13 protein-coding genes are annotated in these 16603 nt (G+C 64.4%); 9 read left to right on the top strand and 4 right to left on the bottom strand.

All coding sequences use genetic code 11. The annotated features are described in order from the left end of the window. Positions 1-13 precede the first annotated feature (13 nt). Positions 14-811 carry a phosphatase PAP2 family protein gene (locus EYV96_RS06150; RefSeq protein WP_131150568.1) on the bottom strand — a complete coding sequence of 266 codons (798 nt, stop codon included), beginning with the start codon at positions 809-811 and terminating at the stop codon, positions 14-16. 145 nt (positions 812-956) lie between these two features. Between EYV96_RS06150 and EYV96_RS06145 the strand changes: the two genes are divergently transcribed. From EYV96_RS06145 to EYV96_RS06135, 3 genes are all read left to right on the top strand, one after another. Further along, positions 957-2615: a serine hydrolase gene (locus EYV96_RS06145; protein WP_131150567.1), complete on the top strand. Its 1659-nt coding sequence runs from the start codon at positions 957-959 to the stop codon at positions 2613-2615. Positions 2616-2689: 74 nt separating this feature from the next. Next, positions 2690-4315: an alpha/beta hydrolase gene (locus EYV96_RS06140; RefSeq protein WP_131150566.1), complete on the top strand. Its 1626-nt coding sequence runs from the start codon at positions 2690-2692 to the stop codon at positions 4313-4315. A gap of 168 nt (positions 4316-4483) precedes the next feature. Then, positions 4484-4969, top strand: a complete 486-nt coding sequence (locus tag EYV96_RS06135; RefSeq protein WP_131150565.1) for a DUF3761 domain-containing protein — start codon at positions 4484-4486, stop codon at positions 4967-4969. A gap of 53 nt (positions 4970-5022) precedes the next feature. Here the strand turns inward: EYV96_RS06135 and EYV96_RS06130 are convergent, their stop codons facing one another. Beyond that, the gene (locus tag EYV96_RS06130) at positions 5023-6951 is read right to left on the bottom strand and encodes a CocE/NonD family hydrolase (protein WP_131150564.1); all 1929 of its coding nucleotides are present in this window, start codon (positions 6949-6951) and stop codon (positions 5023-5025) included. Between the two features lie 222 nt (positions 6952-7173). Here EYV96_RS06130 and EYV96_RS06125 point away from each other — a divergent pair, with 222 nt between their 5' ends. Next, positions 7174-8052 carry an AraC family transcriptional regulator gene (locus EYV96_RS06125; RefSeq protein ID WP_165488607.1) on the top strand — a complete coding sequence of 293 codons (879 nt, stop codon included), beginning with the start codon at positions 7174-7176 and terminating at the stop codon, positions 8050-8052. A 4-nt stretch (positions 8053-8056) separates the two neighbouring features. On the opposite strand, the gene EYV96_RS06120 is transcribed toward EYV96_RS06125, so the two are convergent. Further along, the gene (locus tag EYV96_RS06120) at positions 8057-8875 is read right to left on the bottom strand and encodes a helix-turn-helix domain-containing protein (protein WP_131150562.1); all 819 of its coding nucleotides are present in this window, start codon (positions 8873-8875) and stop codon (positions 8057-8059) included. 4 nt (positions 8876-8879) lie between these two features. Next, positions 8880-11294, bottom strand: a complete 2415-nt coding sequence (locus tag EYV96_RS06115; protein WP_131150561.1) for a DUF3772 domain-containing protein — start codon at positions 11292-11294, stop codon at positions 8880-8882. A gap of 82 nt (positions 11295-11376) precedes the next feature. Here EYV96_RS06115 and nfi point away from each other — a divergent pair, with 82 nt between their 5' ends. The 5 genes from nfi to EYV96_RS06090 all read left to right on the top strand — a co-directional run bounded on the left by nfi (position 11377) and on the right by EYV96_RS06090 (position 16584). Then, positions 11377-12078, top strand: coding sequence for a deoxyribonuclease V (gene nfi, locus EYV96_RS06110; RefSeq protein WP_131150560.1), 702 nt, complete (start codon positions 11377-11379; stop codon positions 12076-12078). Positions 12079-12168: 90 nt separating this feature from the next. Beyond that, a complete protein-coding gene (locus tag EYV96_RS06105; RefSeq protein WP_131151517.1) occupies positions 12169-14013 on the top strand; it encodes an ABC transporter ATP-binding protein in 1845 nt (614 codons plus the stop codon). 195 nt (positions 14014-14208) lie between these two features. Further along, positions 14209-14745, top strand: a complete 537-nt coding sequence (pilV, locus tag EYV96_RS06100; RefSeq protein ID WP_131150559.1) for a type IV pilus modification protein PilV — start codon at positions 14209-14211, stop codon at positions 14743-14745. Between the two features lie 9 nt (positions 14746-14754). Then, a complete protein-coding gene (locus EYV96_RS06095; protein ID WP_131150558.1) occupies positions 14755-15876 on the top strand; it encodes a PilW family protein in 1122 nt (373 codons plus the stop codon). 3 nt (positions 15877-15879) lie between these two features. After that, positions 15880-16584 carry a PilX N-terminal domain-containing pilus assembly protein gene (locus tag EYV96_RS06090; RefSeq protein ID WP_131150557.1) on the top strand — a complete coding sequence of 235 codons (705 nt, stop codon included), beginning with the start codon at positions 15880-15882 and terminating at the stop codon, positions 16582-16584. Positions 16585-16603: the final 19 nt, after the last annotated feature.

The following is a 16603-nucleotide window of genomic DNA, read 5'->3' as shown; positions in this document are numbered from 1 at the left end:
TGATGCCATGTGGTCAGCGCAGTTTCGTGAGCGAGCGCAAGCGCAGCCAGTCGGCGCAGGCCATGCACAGCACCAACCACGCCAGTCCCAGCGCGAAGCCGGCCATCACGTCGCTCAGATAGTGCACCTGGAGGAGGATGCGGCTGATGCCGATACTGCCGACCAGTGCCACCGTGACCGCAATGATGGCGCGGTGCCAGCGCGACGGCACGATGCGCAGCAGTACGTAGGCGAGCATGCCGTAGAACACGATCGAGCTCACGGCGTGACCGCTGGGGAAACTCCAGCCCTGCTCGACGACGAAGCCATGGCTATGGAGCGGTCGGGGGCGCTCCACGAGCGACTTGATGCCGAGGCTGAGCGGCAGGATCCCGATCTGGGCGACAGACCAGACGAGTGACAGCCACCATTCGCCGCGTAGCAGCAAAACGAACAGCACCAGCAGCGATCCACCCACGATCCACGGCTGGCTGGCCAGGTCGGTGAACGTCGCCAGCGCCTGAAGCAGGGTAGGCGAGGCGCGCTCATGGAGCTCCTGTGCAAGTGCGGTATCGATCCCCGCCATCGTGCCCGGATCACCCAGGGCAACCGCAAACGCCAGCGAGGCGAAGACCACCGTGCCGGCCACCATCAGCAGCACGCCCGTGCGCCAGCGCATCACTCCGGCATGGCGTCCACCTGCCATGGCCGCCACTTTCAGTCGCGCGCTGCGCTGCCAGGCCAGGTCGCCGGCCAGTACGCCCAGCAGCAGGAGCAGGGAGGCCACGGTGGGTGCGTGAAGGGCGGTCCAGTCGATCAGGGTCGAAGTCATGCGGTCGGAGCGTGGGTCGAAGCTGCGCATTCTGGCAGATGCGCCATCCCGTGCCGCAACAAAACCGTTGCCAGTGACTTCCGTCGCTGGAAAACGCCGCGGCCTGCGGCGATAGTGGCCGCTATTTCGACCCATGGAGTTGCCCATGTTTTTGCGAGCCCTGTCACCGCGTGCGCTGAGCTGCGCCGTCCTCATGGCCCTGGCCACGGCCGCCAGCGCCCAGCCGGCCGCGTCGCCGGGTGCGGCGGCACCCGAGCAGGCCGTCACGAGTCGCGCCGACGCGTTGCCGGAGCAACTGCAGGACTTCCGCGCCTACGTGGACAGCGTGCGCAAGCAGTTCGACGTGCCGGGCATCGCCGTGGCCATCGTCAAAGATGGCAAGGTGGTCATGGAGCAGGGCTTCGGCGAGCGCGAACTGGGCAAGCCCGAGCCGGTGGATGCGCGCACGATGTTCGCCATCGCGTCCAACACCAAGGCCTTTACCGCCGCCGCGCTGCAGATGCTGGCTGAGCAGGGCAAGCTCAAGATGGACGATCGCGTGATCGATCATCTGCCGTGGTTCCAGATGTCCGATCCGTATGTCACGCGCGAGATGCGCATCCGCGATCTGCTGGCGCATCGCAGTGGCCTGGGGCTTGGCGCGGGCGATCTCCTTTACTGGCCGCCGACCGGCTACACCACCAAGGAAGTCGTCGAGCGCCTGCGCGACGTTCCGCTCGCCACCAGTTTCCGTAGCGCCTATGCCTACGACAACATTTTGTTCGCCGTCGCGACGCTGGTGATCGAGCAAGTCTCGGGTCAGACCTACGCCGATTTCCTGCGTACGCAGATCTTCAAGCCCGTCGGCATGGACGACGCCCTGGTCGACAGCACCTACCTCAAGCCTGGCATGAACATCGCCATGGGCCATGCGAAATTCAACTTCACCGAGCTCAAGCCCGTGCCACCCATGGCATGGAGCAACAACCCGGGCGCCGGCGGCATCTACGCCAGCGTGCATGACCTGGCCAAGTGGATGAATGTGCAGCTGGCTGGCGGCAAGCTTCCGGATGCGGGCGATGGCAAGGAGCATCGCCTGTTCAAGGAAGACAGCCAGAAGCAGATGTGGTCGATGCTCACGCCGATGAAAATCGGCGAGCCGCCGGTGCCGGAGCTGGCACGCACCAAGCCGAACTTCGCCGGTTACGGCGAAGGCTGGTTCCTCACTGATTACCAGGGCCAGCGACTGGTGTGGCATACCGGCGGTTGGCCGGGCATGGTCTCGCGCCTGACGCTCGTGCCGGAGCTGAAGCTGGGCATCGTCGTGCTGACCAATCAAGAATCCGGCGCGGCCTTCAACGCCGTGACCTATCGCGTGCTCGACGCCTATCTCGGCAAGACCAAAACCGACTGGGTTGCCGCTTATGCCGCCGCGACGAAGAAAGCCGAAGGCAATGCCGACGACAGCTGGAAGAAGCACGAAGCCGCCCGCAACAAGGGCAGCAAGCCGTCGCTGCCGCTGGCCAAGTACGCCGGTACGTACCGCGATCCCTGGTACGGCGACATCGCCATCAGCCAGGAAGGCGGCAAGATGCGCATGAAGTTCTCCAAGACGGCGCAGCTGGTCGGCACCATGGAGCCGTGGCAGAACGACAGCTTCGTCGTGCGCTGGGACGATCGCTCGCTCAATGCCGATGCTTTCGTGACGTTCTCGCTGGACGCCGACGGCGGCATTCGCGAAGTGCGCATGCAGCCGATCTCGCCGATGACCGACTTCAGCTTCGATTTCCAGGACCTGCGCCTGACTCCGGTCAAGGGAAGCTGATCGCTTCGACGTTTCACGCGCCGCACCAGGGGCCTGGTGCGGCGTGACTTCTTCCACCACGAGGAACACCGCTCATGCGTCTTCGTCGTTCGACCTTGTCAATGTTGCTGGGACTTGCATTCGTCGGATGTGCCAGCCTGGCGCAGGCCGACAGTGCGGCCGTCCATCCGTTCGTGCAGGTCAGTCTGTCCAGCCAGGCCGATGCCTCGGGCCGGCTGCTGCTGTTCGTGCTTGACGCGAAGACCGCCAAGGCGCAAGCCCGGGACGGTGTCGTCAGCGAGGTCGACATCGACCAGCTCGATCCAAGCAAGACCTGGATCGCGGGTCGCGATGTGAGTCATCTTTCGAGCGCGCAGCCGGCCTCGATCGACGGTGACGGCTTGAGTTTCCCCGTGCCGATGTCGCAGTTGCCGCCAGGTGACTATTACGTGCAGGCGGTGCTCGATACCAATCACAGTTACAACTACACCGGTCGCAATGCCGGCGACATCGTCAGCGACGTGGTGCAGGTGCACCTGCCGCTGACCAAGACGCCCACGCTCAACCTGGCCACGACCATTCCGGCCATGCAGCCGTGGACGCTGCCACCTTCGGCTAAGCCGGCCATGCGCGATGGCTTGCCAGCAGCGAAGGAGCATGCGCAGCTGGTCGACTTCGTCAGTCCATCGCTGTCTGCCTTCTGGGGCCGCCCCATCCACATGAAAGCCTGGGTGCTGACGCCGCCCGGCTACGACGCAAAGAGCAAGCAGCGCTATCCGGTGGCGTACAACACGCACGGGTTTGGTGGCGGCATCGATCGCTTCACACCCGCGATGATCAACACCTATGCCGCCATGAATAACGGCCAGATGCCTAAGATGATCTGGGTGTTTCTCGACGAATCGAGTCCCACCGGCACCCACGAATTCGCCGATTCGGTGAACAACGGTCCCTGGGGCAAGGCGCTCACCGAAGAGCTGATCCCGCACCTGGAATCACAGTACCGCATGGATGCCAATGTCCGCGGCCGTTTCCTCAACGGGCATTCCTCCGGCGGCTGGGCCACGCTGTGGCTGCAGACGACTTACCCGAAAGTGTTCGGTGGCACCTGGTCGACGTCGCCCGACCCGAGCGATTTTCACGATTTCACGGGCATCGATCTTTACGCGCCCAAAGCCAATGCTTACCGCAAGCCCGACGGCTCGGCGATTCCGCTGATTCGCGACAAGGGCAAGGTACTCGCCACCTTCGAGCAGTTCTCCAAGGTCGAGCGCGTGCTGGGAAGCTACGGTGGACAAATCACCTCGTTCGAGTACGTCTTCTCGCCGCGTGGCGAAGACGGTCGCCCGATGCCGATGTTCAATCGCGATACCGGTGACGTCGATTCGACCGTGGTCGCGTACTGGAGCGAGCACTACGACATCGCGCGCCGTCTGCAGGCAAACTGGTCCAAGCTGAAGCCGGACCTTGATGGGAAGATCCATGTCTACATCGGTACCGCCGATACCTTCTACCTGGACGGCCCGGCCCATCGCCTGAAAGACGTTCTCGACGGCCTGCACGCCAAGGCGGAAGTCCGCTTTATCCCCGATCGCACGCATTTCGACGTGTCCACCATCGGTGACGATCGCATGGGTCTGACGAAGGAAATTGCGTGGCAGATGTACGGTATCGCCCGTCCTGGCGAGGCGCAGAAACCTGCGGCGGCAGCCGCCCCGTAATAGATTGCGAAACAGCTACACCGTGGATGAACGCGCCGGGCTCGACCAGCCGGCGCGTTCTTTTTTTGCGCGCATAGTGGGCGCGCACTGCGTCCACGTCGCCATCGAGGTTGCGTCGAGAACGGCTGCGCTTGCTGGGGCCATCCAGCGCACGATCCGGAGGGAGTCATGAAACGTCATCTGATGTATCTGGTTCTTGATCTCGCGTTGCTTGCAACACCTGTCGCCTTTGCACAGCAGTCTGCCGCACCCGCCGGCTCCACCGGTCAATGCAAGGACGGCAGTTACACCGATCACGCCACGAAGAAGGGGGCGTGTTCGGGCCACCAGGGCGTGAAGGAGTGGTACACCGCGGCAGCCGCTGCGCCGGCGGCTGCGGCACCTGCAGCGGCTCCGGCGGCTCCTGCAAAACCCGCCGCTGCACCGGCAGCCGCCGCGCCGCAGGCGAGCGCACACAGCAATGCGATGCCGCCGAAAGACGCCGCGCCTGGTGGTGGTCCCGGCATGGTGTGGGTCAATGGCAGCAGCAAGGTGTATCACTGTCCGAACGACAAGTGGTACGGCAAGACCAAGCAGGGCTCCTACATGAGCGAGGCCGATGCCAAGGCCAAGGGATTCCATGCCGATCACGGCAAGGGTTGCACGGCAAGCTGATTCGCATTGCCGCGCGTGCATGCACCGCGGGGCGGTGCATGCACGCGACGCGATCACTTCTTCTCGTTCACCACCGGCAGGCTGATGAAGCTTGCCGTACCCGGCGTGCGCCAGATGCGCTGCGTGGCCTTCTGATAGTCCGCCGGCTTCGCATTGAAGATGTTCGGCACGAAAGTCTGCGGATTGCGGTCATACAACGGGAACAGCGACGACTGCACCTGCACCATGATGCGGTGACCCGGCTGGAACACGTGGTTCGCCGTCGGCAGGCCAAACGTGTAGAGCAGCGGCTGGTTTGGCGTGATCGCCTGCGGATGTTCGAAGCTGGTGCGATAGCGGCCGCGGAAGATATCCAGAGACACGGCCAGCTCGTAGCCACCCATGGTGGGCGTGGTCGCCATCGTGTCGGGATAAACGTCGATCAGCTTCACCACCCAGTCGCTGTCCGTGCCGCTGGTGGAGGCATAGAGATTGACGACGGGCGCGCCGCTGATGCGCAGCGGTTCCTTCAGCGGCTCGCTGACGTAGGTGACAACGTCCGGACGACCGTCGACGAAGCGCTGATCCCACACCAGCCACTTGGTCCATGCATCGCGGTTGCCGAAGCTCACTGGACGAGGCAGGTAGGGGACGGGCTTGGCGGGATCGGACACGTATTCGTCGAACTTGCTGGCACTGTCGGTCGGTGCCGTGAACGACAGGCCGCCGTCGGCACCCAGGTACAGCGCCCTGGGCTTGCTGGCGCAACCCTTGTCGCAGCTCAGGGGCCACGACTTCAGGCGATCCCAGTGATTTTCGCCCGTGGTGTAGATCAGCACCGGCGGCGTGTTGGCCTTCGGTGCACCGTCAACGAGGTACTGATCGAAGAACGGCTTGAGCACGTCGCGGCGGAACTGCAGCGCGGTATCGCCATCCCATTCAAGCGGACCGAGCGAGGTGCCGTCGTAGTTCACCTGGCTATGGCGCCACGGGCCCATCACCAGGAAGTTCTTGTCGTTGCCCTTGTCCTTGGGTTCGGTGGCTTCGTAGCTGTGGATGGCACCCCACATGTCTTCCTGGTCCCACAGTCCCTGAAGCCACATGGTTGGGACCTTCAGCGGCTGCTCCGCCATGATCTTGTCCAGCGCCTGGCCCTGCCAGAAGGCGTCATACGCCGGGTGTTCTTCCAGCTTGCGCCAGAAAGGCAGCGCGTCCAGCCCGTTGGCGCGGGCGTAATCGCCGGCCGAGCCGGCGCTCAGGAAATTGGTGTAGTCGTCGAAGCCGGTGCGTGGGAGGGCCGAGCCCTTGCCGCGCTGGCTGGTCTGACCGGTGATGTAATCGAAGTTGGTCTGGCGGAAGGCGCCATAGTGGAACCAGTCGTCGCCCATCCAGCCGTCGACCATCGGGCTTTCAGGCGCAGCTACTTTGAGTGCCGGATGCGGATTGATCAGCGCCATGACCACGGTGAAGCCTTCGTACGACGAGCCAAGCATGCCAACCTTGCCGTTCGACTCGGGCAGGTTCTTCACCAGCCAGTCGATGGTGTCGTAGGCATCGGTCGAGTGATCGACCTCGCTGGAGTTGAGCGGGCCACGCAAGGGCCGGGTCATGACGTATTCGCCTTCGGAGCCGTACTTGCCGCGCACGTCCTGGAACACGCGAATATAGCCACCCTTGACGAAGACTTCGTCGCCCATCGGCAACTGCGAAACCATGTCCGGCGCCTCCATGCGCGCCGCGCGTCCGCTGGCGTTGTAGGGCGTGCGGGTCAGGAGGATCGGCGCATGCGCGGCGCCCCTGGGAATCACGATGACCGTGTGCAGCTTGACGCCATCGCGCATCGGGATCATCACTTCGCGTTTGACGTAGTCGTAGCTGGCGGTGGGCGGTGCGTATTTCGTCGCCGTGATGTCCGGCGTCATGGGCGCCGTCTGGGCCTGGGCGAAACTGGCGCCCAGCGAGGCGATGAGGGTGGTGGCAAGCAGGGTGCGACGGAACGACATGAAACCTCCAGGCAGGCAAGCCGCATGCGGTCCCTCACCGCGGCGAGATGGATGTGACAAAGGGTTTGCGTTCCGACTTTAAGCGACGTGCCCCGCGCGACAAGCATGACTTTCTGCACGGGGTGGTTGCGGACATGTGTTCGGGTCAATATGCGCAAGATCGGAAACGCGCCGCACCGGGGTCTCGGCCACAGTGGTCCCACCCCAAGCAGGAGGCTCGACATGAAGTCCCGGACCCGCCATGCGTATGTACGCCGGATTGATCTGGCTATCGCCCTGCTGCAGCAGGCCATCGATCGCAATGAGGATTTGCCCGATCCCGCGCAGCTGGCGGAAGTGGCGCATTTGTCGCCGTTTCATTTCCACCGGGTGTATCGCGCACTGACGGGAGAGACGCCCGGCCATACCGTGGCTCGCTTGCGCATGCTCAGGGCCATTCGCCTGCTGATGACGGAAAGCTCGGCGGTGACCGAAGCGGCCCTGTCCGCCGGCTATGAAACGCCGCAGGCATTTTCGCGGGCGTTTCGGCAATGGTGCGGCGCCTCGCCATCGGAAGTGCGCGCCGACCCGTCCCGGCTCCGCGCGATCGGAGAACGGCTGGAATGCGGCTCGCAGGGCCCGGATGCGCCGGTGATGCCGCTTCAGGTCCAGATCGTATCCGTCGAGCCCATTCGCCTGATGGCGATTCGCAATCGCGGCGACTACGCCGATCTCGACCAGGCTTACTCCCGACTGTTTGCCTGGGCCGCCGGGCGCGGCGTCGTCGAACAGATCACGGGCATTTACGGCCTGCCCTGGCAGGACCATCGCGATGTCTGTGGCGAAGACCTCGAGTACGAATGCGCCGTAGCCATCGCCGCTGACGTGAGTGAAAGTGACGGCGTCACGGCCCAGGCCTGGGGCGGCGGCCTGTGGGCCAGGGCGCACCATGTGGGCCGCTACGAAGATCTTGAAGCCTTTACCGATGTGCTGATGACCCACTGGCTCCCGGAAAGTGGCTACATGCTCCGCAACGTACCGATTTTCCACCACTACTTCGACGACCCCGAGCAGACCCCCGCCAATCTTTGTCGTGCGGACGTTCACCTGCCGATCGAGTGATGCCCTAAACGTCCAGCGGTATGTGGTTTCGGTACTCGCCACGCGCGGCTTCGTAGGTGCCGGGTGTCATGCCCGCAAAGGCACGGAACTCGTGGGTGAGATGCGACTGGTCGGCGTAGCCGTTGTCGGCGGCTACGCTTGCCCAGTCGATGCGTCGCTGGTCAAAGGCATCGTCGACGACGGCAAGGAAACGCATCAGTCGCGAGTACTGCTTCGGCCCCATGCCTACCTGCGCGCGAAAGCGCCGGTTGAACGTGTACGCCGAAAGGCCCGTGTCTTTCACGATGTGCGCGATGCTGCAGACGTTGGGCGATTTCCGCAGCCGGTCCAGTGCGTGCAGGACGCAGGCATCCGGTGATCGCGGCGTCACCCGATGGACCAGCCAGGATTCGAGGATGGCGATGCGATCGACGCCGCGGGTCGTATGCAGCAGTTGCTCGCGCAAGCGGCGTGCACTTGAACCGAACAGGTCCTCCAGCGCCACGTCTTGATGAACCAAGTGGGTCTGGTCTTCGCGCGTCAGCACCCACGCACCGGCAGGCCGGAATACGACGCCCATCACGCGAACCTGCTCGGAGGTGTCGATGACCTGGCTGCGCAAGGTCGGGCCGCCGAGCACGGCTGCCGCCGCGCGCGTGCAGGTGCGCAAGGCGTCATCGGTGTAGGTACGCGTTTCGTCTTCGTGCAGGTTGATGATCAGCGAAGGTGCTGGCGAGGGCAGTACGCGCTCAAGGTGATGGGCAGCCTGCGGCATGTCCCAGTCCCAGATGCGCTCGATGAAGGTATCGAGCGGCGCGCCGGGCTGGATGGCATGAAAGCCCATGGCCTCAGGGTACGGGCTTCGATGAATCGGTTGATTCGACTGGCGCGGCGGGACGCCGAACCACCATCTCCGTCGGGCTGGTAAGGGGCAGGCCAGCGCCGCGCAACTGGTCGATGACCTCGAACAGCAGGTCGCTCTTCACCGTGCCGGCATCGCGCGGATTGCCGACGTAGGCCGTGCACACGAAGGTCATGGTGCCGCCTTCGAGGTTGTCCAGCTGCACGACGGGCGAGGGCGCATCCAGCGTGTTGGGATGCTTGTTCATCACCGAGAAGATGATCTTGCGCGCCTTGCTCGCATCGGTATCCAGCGGCATCGGCAGGCGGAACTGCACGCGACCCTGCGCGCCGGTGAGCGTCACGTTGCGCACGTTCTGCGTGATGAACTGCGAGTTCGGCACAATGACGGTCGACTTGTCCCACTGCTGCACTTCGGTGGCGCGCACGTTGATGCGGCGGATATCACCTTCCACGCCGCCGATGCTGACCCAGTCGCCCACTTTCACCGGCCGCTCTGCCAGCAAGATCAGGCCGGAAATGAAGTTCTGCACCACCGCCTGCAAGCCGAAGCCGATGCCAACCGACAGCGCACTGGCTACCCAGGCGATGCTCTGCACATCGACCTTGAGCGCGCCAAGGACCAGGACGAACACCATGATGCCGCCGACGTAACCCAGCAGGGTCACGATCGACATCTGCATGCCGCGATCGAGCGAGGTCTTGGGAAGGAGTTGCTGGCCGAGCCAGCGTTTGATCACGCGCACCGAGATCCAGCCCACCACCAGCACGACGAGGGCGGTGAGGATGTTGCCGGGGACAATGGACAGCGTGCCGATGGCGCGCACGGCGAACAGCCGCGAACCGCGATCGAACAGTTCGACCGTGCCGGCACCGTAGGGCGCCAGGAAAATCGGAATGGCGAAAAGCAGCAGGAAGGTACGGCCGATGCCCGACAGGATGATGCCCGTCTGCTCAAGCCGTTCGGGCACCATGCCGAACGATTCCTGCAGGCGCTTGCCGGCGCGCGACTGCGGTGAGAACAACGTGGTGAAGACGTCGTTGAACAGGTGCATCAGCAGGTACAGCGTGCTGAGCACCACGATGCCGCGCAGCATCTGGCGCGCGACGAAGAACCCAAAGGCGATGTAGCCGCTGAAGACGCCAAGCGTCGCGCAGAACACCCCGACGATAAGGCTGGCGACGGCGAGGCCGACCCACAGCGGCCGCTTGGCGGGTGCCGTGCCGGCTTCGATCAGCCGGCGACGCGCCTGGCCGATCATGATCAGTGCGGCGGTCACGAGCACCACGACCATGACCGTCAGGATGCCGTAGACCGCGACCGTGGTGGTGAGGCCGGCACCGATGTCGGTGACCGTGTGCTCGGCCACGCTCAGCAGCACGATCATCCAGGCCAGCAGGCCGGGGAACATGTGCAGGTTGCGCGCCAGATCGTCGGACAGCTGCGGAATGCGCCAGGACGGGCGTCCCGTGCTCAACAAGGCGCGGCCAATGCCGGCGATGCCCGCCGACACGAAGATCGCCAGCACGAAACTGTGCAGCAGGTTGCCCAGGTCGTCGGACAGCGAATCGTTCCAGTCGAGGCCGCTGTAGATCAGGCGCGCGGCCAGGCCGTAGGTGACCATCGTGCTCAGTGCGATGAACACGGCCAGTGCGCTGCGCCGCAGGTGCCCGGCGGGCATGCGGTTGCTGGTCATCATCAGCAGGGCGCGCTCCAGCCAGCGCCGGCCGACCACGACCAGGGCGACCGCCACGACCAGACAGATGATCAACGGCATCCGCTGGCCTGGCTGCCACGCCGCGACGACTGCACTGCGGAACTCCGTGGCGAGTCCGCCGAGCCGACGCATGTCATCGGGCACGTTCTGCGCCAGTGATTTCCAGAAGGCGCTGCTGAGTGGCGACGCCGTGCGCTGGCTGATCTGCGCCTCGAACATCTGGCGTCGCAGCGCGGCGATCTGGGTCAGGATTTGCTGGGTTTCCAGGCTGATCGTCTGCGCCTGCTTCACCTGCGCGTCGACGTCGGCCTTGTCCTTGTTCAGCTGCTTGCGCTGCGCGGCGACTTCCGGCGCTTCGGCGGGCTGGCCTTTTTCCGGCACGGGACCCAGGACATCGAGCTTGGCCTTGAGTCCATCGGCCTGTGGCGTGAGGCTGGCGACGAACTGGTCGGCATCCTGTTGCAGGGACTGCGTCTTGCCGCGCAGGTTGACCAGGTCGGCATCGCCGAGCTTGTCCGTATTGGTCAGCCCTTGCTTGATCTGATCGAGGCGCCCATTGAGCTGGTCAAGGGTGACGGCAGGCTGCGTGGCCGGTGCGGCGGGGAGATTGTCCTGACCGAACGCCACCACAGGTGCGCCAAGGAGTACCAGCAGGAGCAGGAAGGAGCGGAGCAGGGTCGACATGGCCGGCATCATCCCGGCGTGCCCGTGCAGGGTCAATCAATCCTTGACGTGCCATTCAGACGCAGGAGGCGACCGTAACGGGATGAGCAACGCATTTCGATGGCCCGCGATGCCGCCCTGGGACGGCGATACGGCGTCGGCCCGGGCGCTTCAGCTGGCGCTGGCCCGGGAGGTGAGGCTGCAGGATGAGCTTCCGGACGTTCACTATCTGGCCGGCGTGGATGTCGGTTTCGAGGCCGGTGGCAGCATCACCCGGGCGGCGGCGGTCCTGCTCGATGCCGCAACGCTGCAGCCGCTGGCTCAGGAGGTTGCCCGGGTGCCGACCGCCATGCCTTATATCCCCGGTCTGCTGTCGTTCCGCGAATTGCCCGCGGTGCTTCAGGCACTCGCCCTGCTGCCGCGCCTGCCCGACCTGATCATGGTCGACGGGCAGGGCATTGCCCACCCGCGCGGCCTCGGCATCGCCGCACACCTGGGCGTGATGACGGATCTGCCGACGATTGGCGTCGCGAAAACCATCCTCGTCGGCGAGCACGAAGCGCTGGGGCCATCCCGCGGCGATCATGTGCCGCTGCACTATAAGGGTCGCGAGATCGGCGCCGTGTTGCGCACGCGCGAACGCGTAAAACCGCTGATCATTTCACCCGGGCACCGCGTCAGCGTCGACACGGCCGTGCACTGGGTCATGCAATGCTGCACGCGTTACCGGCTGCCGGAACCGACGCGACTGGCGGATCGCCTGGCGTCGCGTCGCGACATGTCGAGCGAAGAGCGACGTCGCTGAGTCAGCGTTCGGCGACGATTGTCACCCGCTACACATGCGCTTCGCGCACAATGCACGCTTGCCCGTGGTCCGCAGCATGGAATGGTCATGATCTTTCGCTGGTTCGAATCGCTGATCGATGCGTTCAAGGAGCCCGTCGACAGCATGCCGCCGCAACCGGTGTGGCGCTTCTACGTTTTCTATCTGCGCCAGGTCTGGCCCGTTTTCGCCGCGGCCATCGTGGTGGGTTTTGGCGTGGCTATCGTCGAAGTGTCGCTGTTTGCCTTCATTGGCAAGATCGTCGACCTCGCCAGGGGCGCGCCGTCGACGGACTTTTTCCGACAGCACGGGAATGAGTTGCTGTGGATGGGCTTCGTCGTGCTGATGGCGCGACCGGTCCTGATCGGCTTGCATGATCTGCTGGTCAATCAATCGATCGTGCCGAACCTCACCAGTCGCATCCGCTGGCAGAATCATCGCTACGTCATACGGCAGAGCCTGAGCTTCTTCCAGAACGATTACGCCGGTCGCATTGCCAATCGCATCATGCAGACGGGGGCGTCGCTGCGTGAGTCGGCGGTGCAGATCGTCGATGCGATCTGGTACGTCACCATCTATACCGGCAGCGCCATTGTCATGTTCGCTCACGCGGACTTCTGGCTGGCTGCGCCGCTGGTGGTCTGGCTGGTGCTGTACGTCGGCACGCTCGCGTATTTCGTGCCGCGCACCAAGGAGCGTTCGTGGCGCTCGTCCGAGGCGCGCTCGCGCCTGATGGGGCGCATCGTCGACGGCTACAGCAACATTCTCACGCTCAAGCTTTTTGCGCATACGCGGCGCGAAGAGGCGTACGTGGCCGAAGCCCTCGGTGAGCAGATCAACCGCACGCGGGCGATGACTCGCCTCACCACGGCCATGGACGCGACCATCACCACGCTCAACGGCTTCCTTATCGTGGGCACGTCGGCCTTGGCGATCTGGCTCTGGAGCCAGGGCAAGGTCACGGTCGGCGCCATTGCGCTGTCAACTGGCCTGGTCATTCGCATCAACAACATGTCCGGCTGGATCATGTGGGTGGTGAACGGCATCTTCGAGAATGTCGGCACCGTGCAGGACGGCATGGAAACCATTTCCCGCCCGCGCGTCGTGCAGGATGTGCCCGATGCACCTGATCTGCAGGTCAGTCGCGGCAAAGTGCATTTCGAAGACGTGCACTTCCACTACGGCAAGAAGGGCGGCGTGATCGCCGGGCTGGACCTCATCGTGCGGCCGGGCGAAAAGATCGGCCTGGTCGGCCCGTCCGGAGCGGGCAAATCGACCCTGGTGAACGTCATGCTGCGCCTGTATGACCTCGAAGGCGGACGCATCCTCATTGACGATCAGGACATTGCCCGGGTCACGCAGGAAAGCCTGCGCTCGCAGATTGGGGTGGTCACCCAGGACACCTCGTTGCTCCATCGCTCGATCCGGGACAACCTGCTGTACGGCCGCCCCGATGCTACCGACGCCCAGGTGTTCGACGCGGTGCGCAAAGCGCGCGCCGACGAGTTCATCCCCCAGTTGAGCGATGGGGAAGGGCGTGCTGGCTATGACGCGCTCGTCGGCGAACGCGGCGTCAAACTCAGCGGCGGCCAGCGCCAGCGCATCGCCATTGCGCGCGTGCTGCTCAAGGATGCGCCCATCCTGGTCCTCGACGAGGCCACCTCGGCGCTGGATTCCGAGGCCGAGGCGGCCATCCAGGAAAGCCTGGAGGTCCTCATGCAAGGCAAAACCGTCATCGCCATTGCCCATCGGTTGTCGACCATTGCCCGGATGGACCGGCTGGTCGTGATGGACAAGGGTGAGATCGTCGAGATGGGCTCCCATGCCGAGCTGGTGGCCAGGGGCGGACTCTATGCGCGGCTTTGGAAGCGGCAGACCGGCGGCTTCGTGGCGGCCGATGACGAAGTGGTCGCCTGAGCCCGACCGCCCCCCGCAACTTCCTGATTTCAGTCCCGGAGGCCTCCGCAAGCCGTTGCGACTCTGTGACCCCCTTCAGCTTTTCGCAAGGTCGCAAAGCCGTTTGTCGGCTTTTTGCTACCGCTCGTCTCGCAATAGCTTGATGCGCTAATTTACGATCCTAGAGTCGACGGGGGACTCAAGGGGAATCATCACATGCACATTCGTTCGCGCCAGCGAGGCATCTCGCTGATCGAAGTGCTTGTCGCGGTTGTGGTTTTTAGCGTTGGCGTAATGGGCTTGGCCCTCATGCAGGCCAAGGGCGCCCAGGCGACCAAGCAAGCCGGATCGCGAGGTTATGCGGTGGCCCAGGTGCGCAGCCTGATGGATGCCATGCGCGGCAACAACGCGGCCGCGGCGCTCCCGCGCACGGCGGTCGATCCGGCCAACCCGACCTCCGCCGAATGCCCGTATTGCTTCGATGGCAAGACGGCGCCCACCGTTACCGATTGCTCGTCGGCCACGTGCACCTCACAGCAGATGGCTGCCAACGACCTGGCCGAATGGCTGGACCGCCTGCGCGCTGCGGCGCCGGGACCGGTATCGGGGGTCATGGCGAACGTGGTGTGGAACGGTTCCCTCGGCATGTACACGATCACGGCGCGCTGGTCCGGCGGCGCGATGGATGGCAGCGCGCCCCAGGCGGGCGACGACCTGACCTACACGCTTAATTACCTGCCACCCCAGAACTGAAGGCTGGCCATGATTCGACGTCGACGTTTTTCGAGCCACGCCGGGCAGGGCGGTTTTTCGCTGGTGGAACTGCTGATCGCGGTTGCCCTTGGCCTGATCGTCGTGGCCGGCCTGATCAACCTGCTCATTTCCAACCGCAAGGCCTACCAGGTGCAGCAGGGCAACAACTACCTGCAGCAGAACCTGCGTTTCGCCAGCGATCGCATCAACTGGTCGCTGCGCATGGCGGATTTCTGGGGTGGCGTCGCCGCTCCCAACGTGGCCGGCGCCATGACCGATGGTACGGGCACCAGCGGCTGTAACGCGGCGTGGATCCTCGCAGGCCGTTCGGGCAACCTCGGCGGCGGCGTTTACGGTTATGACGGCGGCTCAAGCTTCCCGGTGGGCAGCTGCGTCGATACCCAGGACTACGTGAAGGGCAGCGATGTCCTCGTCGTTCGCTACGTCGATACCGATCCCTGCGCCGTCGACGACACCTCGGCCGTACTCGATACCACCGGGTGCCTGCCGGCGTCCTCCCATTACCTTGCGGCCAGCGCCGGCCAGATCGGCAACCTCTTCGCCAAGACTGCGGGCGTGCCCACGCTGACCGGCGCGAGCACGCGTCGCTACGTCTATCCCTATCGCGTCGAGATGTACTACCTCCAGCCGTGCAGCAATCGCGGCACGGGGCATTGCTCGTCCAGCAGCGACGGTGGCTCGCCGCAGTTCACGCTGATGCGCATGCGCCTGACCGACACCGGCATGCAGCGCGATGCCATCGTTGAAGGCATCGAGCAGTTGCAGTTCGAATACGGCCTGGAAAACACCGCCACGTCGAACGGCATCGTGCAGGAATATCGCAGCGCGACGGACATGGGTGCCGGTGACTGGTCGCACGTCGTGTCGGTACGTGTTTCGATGATCGCCCGCAGCCGCGAGCGCGACGTTGCCGTCCCGCACGGGGGCACCTTCGCCCTGACGGCGAACTGCAATTACGTCATTGCCAACGATGGCGCATTGACCCTCAACAGCGACAACACCGATTGCGATGGCTTCACCCTGAGCCAGACCGTCAAGCCGCAACAGTTCACGCGCGCACCGCTGACCCAGGTGGTGCAGGTGCGCAACCGAATCCGTCGACCGGGATAAGCCATGCACCGACGTCACATCTTCCCGCACCGCAGCGCGCAACAGGGCATTGCCCTGTTCGTCGGCCTGGTGTTCCTGGTGGTGCTTTCGCTGGTGGCCGTGGTCGCCATGCGCGGCACCTTGCTCGAACTGCGCATGGTCAACAACGTCGCGGCCCATGAGCGCGCGTTCGAAGTGTCCGAATCGCTGCGCGGCATTCCCGTGGCCATGTTCGACGATCACACGTTCAACCGTGGCTGGCCGACCGCCCTGATGGGCGGCAACGTCGCCGACACGGGCTTTGGCACCTTCCCCCATTGCAGTGGCACCAAGGCCGTCGGCTCCAAGGGACTGAGCTGCGACATGCTCGATGGCACCACGGTGCGTTCGGACGACAGCGGCCTGGTCAACCTTTACGAAATCGCCTTCAAGGATGGCGAGCATCCTTACGATCCGGCGACGTGGACGACGTCCACCGAGGACCTGACGGTCGAAGTCTGCAATAGCGGCGAGTGCACGTCGGGCGGCAAGGCACAGATCTGGATTCGTCCGGACGGCAGTGCGCTCAGTGCGGGCAATGGCGCCGCGCAGGCGGCCGGCTACCGCGGTGAGGGCAGTGGCTCGGCGACCGGCGGTGGCTCCATGTACTTCCAGATTCTCAGCCGCGGCAGTGCCAATGGCATGACCGCTACCACGCTGGCGCAATACCGCCAGCGCATCAGCAACTGATTTCATTGAGACGGAACCG

Source organism: Dyella terrae (assembly GCF_004322705.1).
GTDB classification, from domain to species: domain Bacteria; phylum Pseudomonadota; class Gammaproteobacteria; order Xanthomonadales; family Rhodanobacteraceae; genus Dyella_D; species Dyella_D terrae.
Note: the sequence above shows the minus strand (reverse complement) of the source record. Positions and strands in the feature narration are given on the sequence as shown.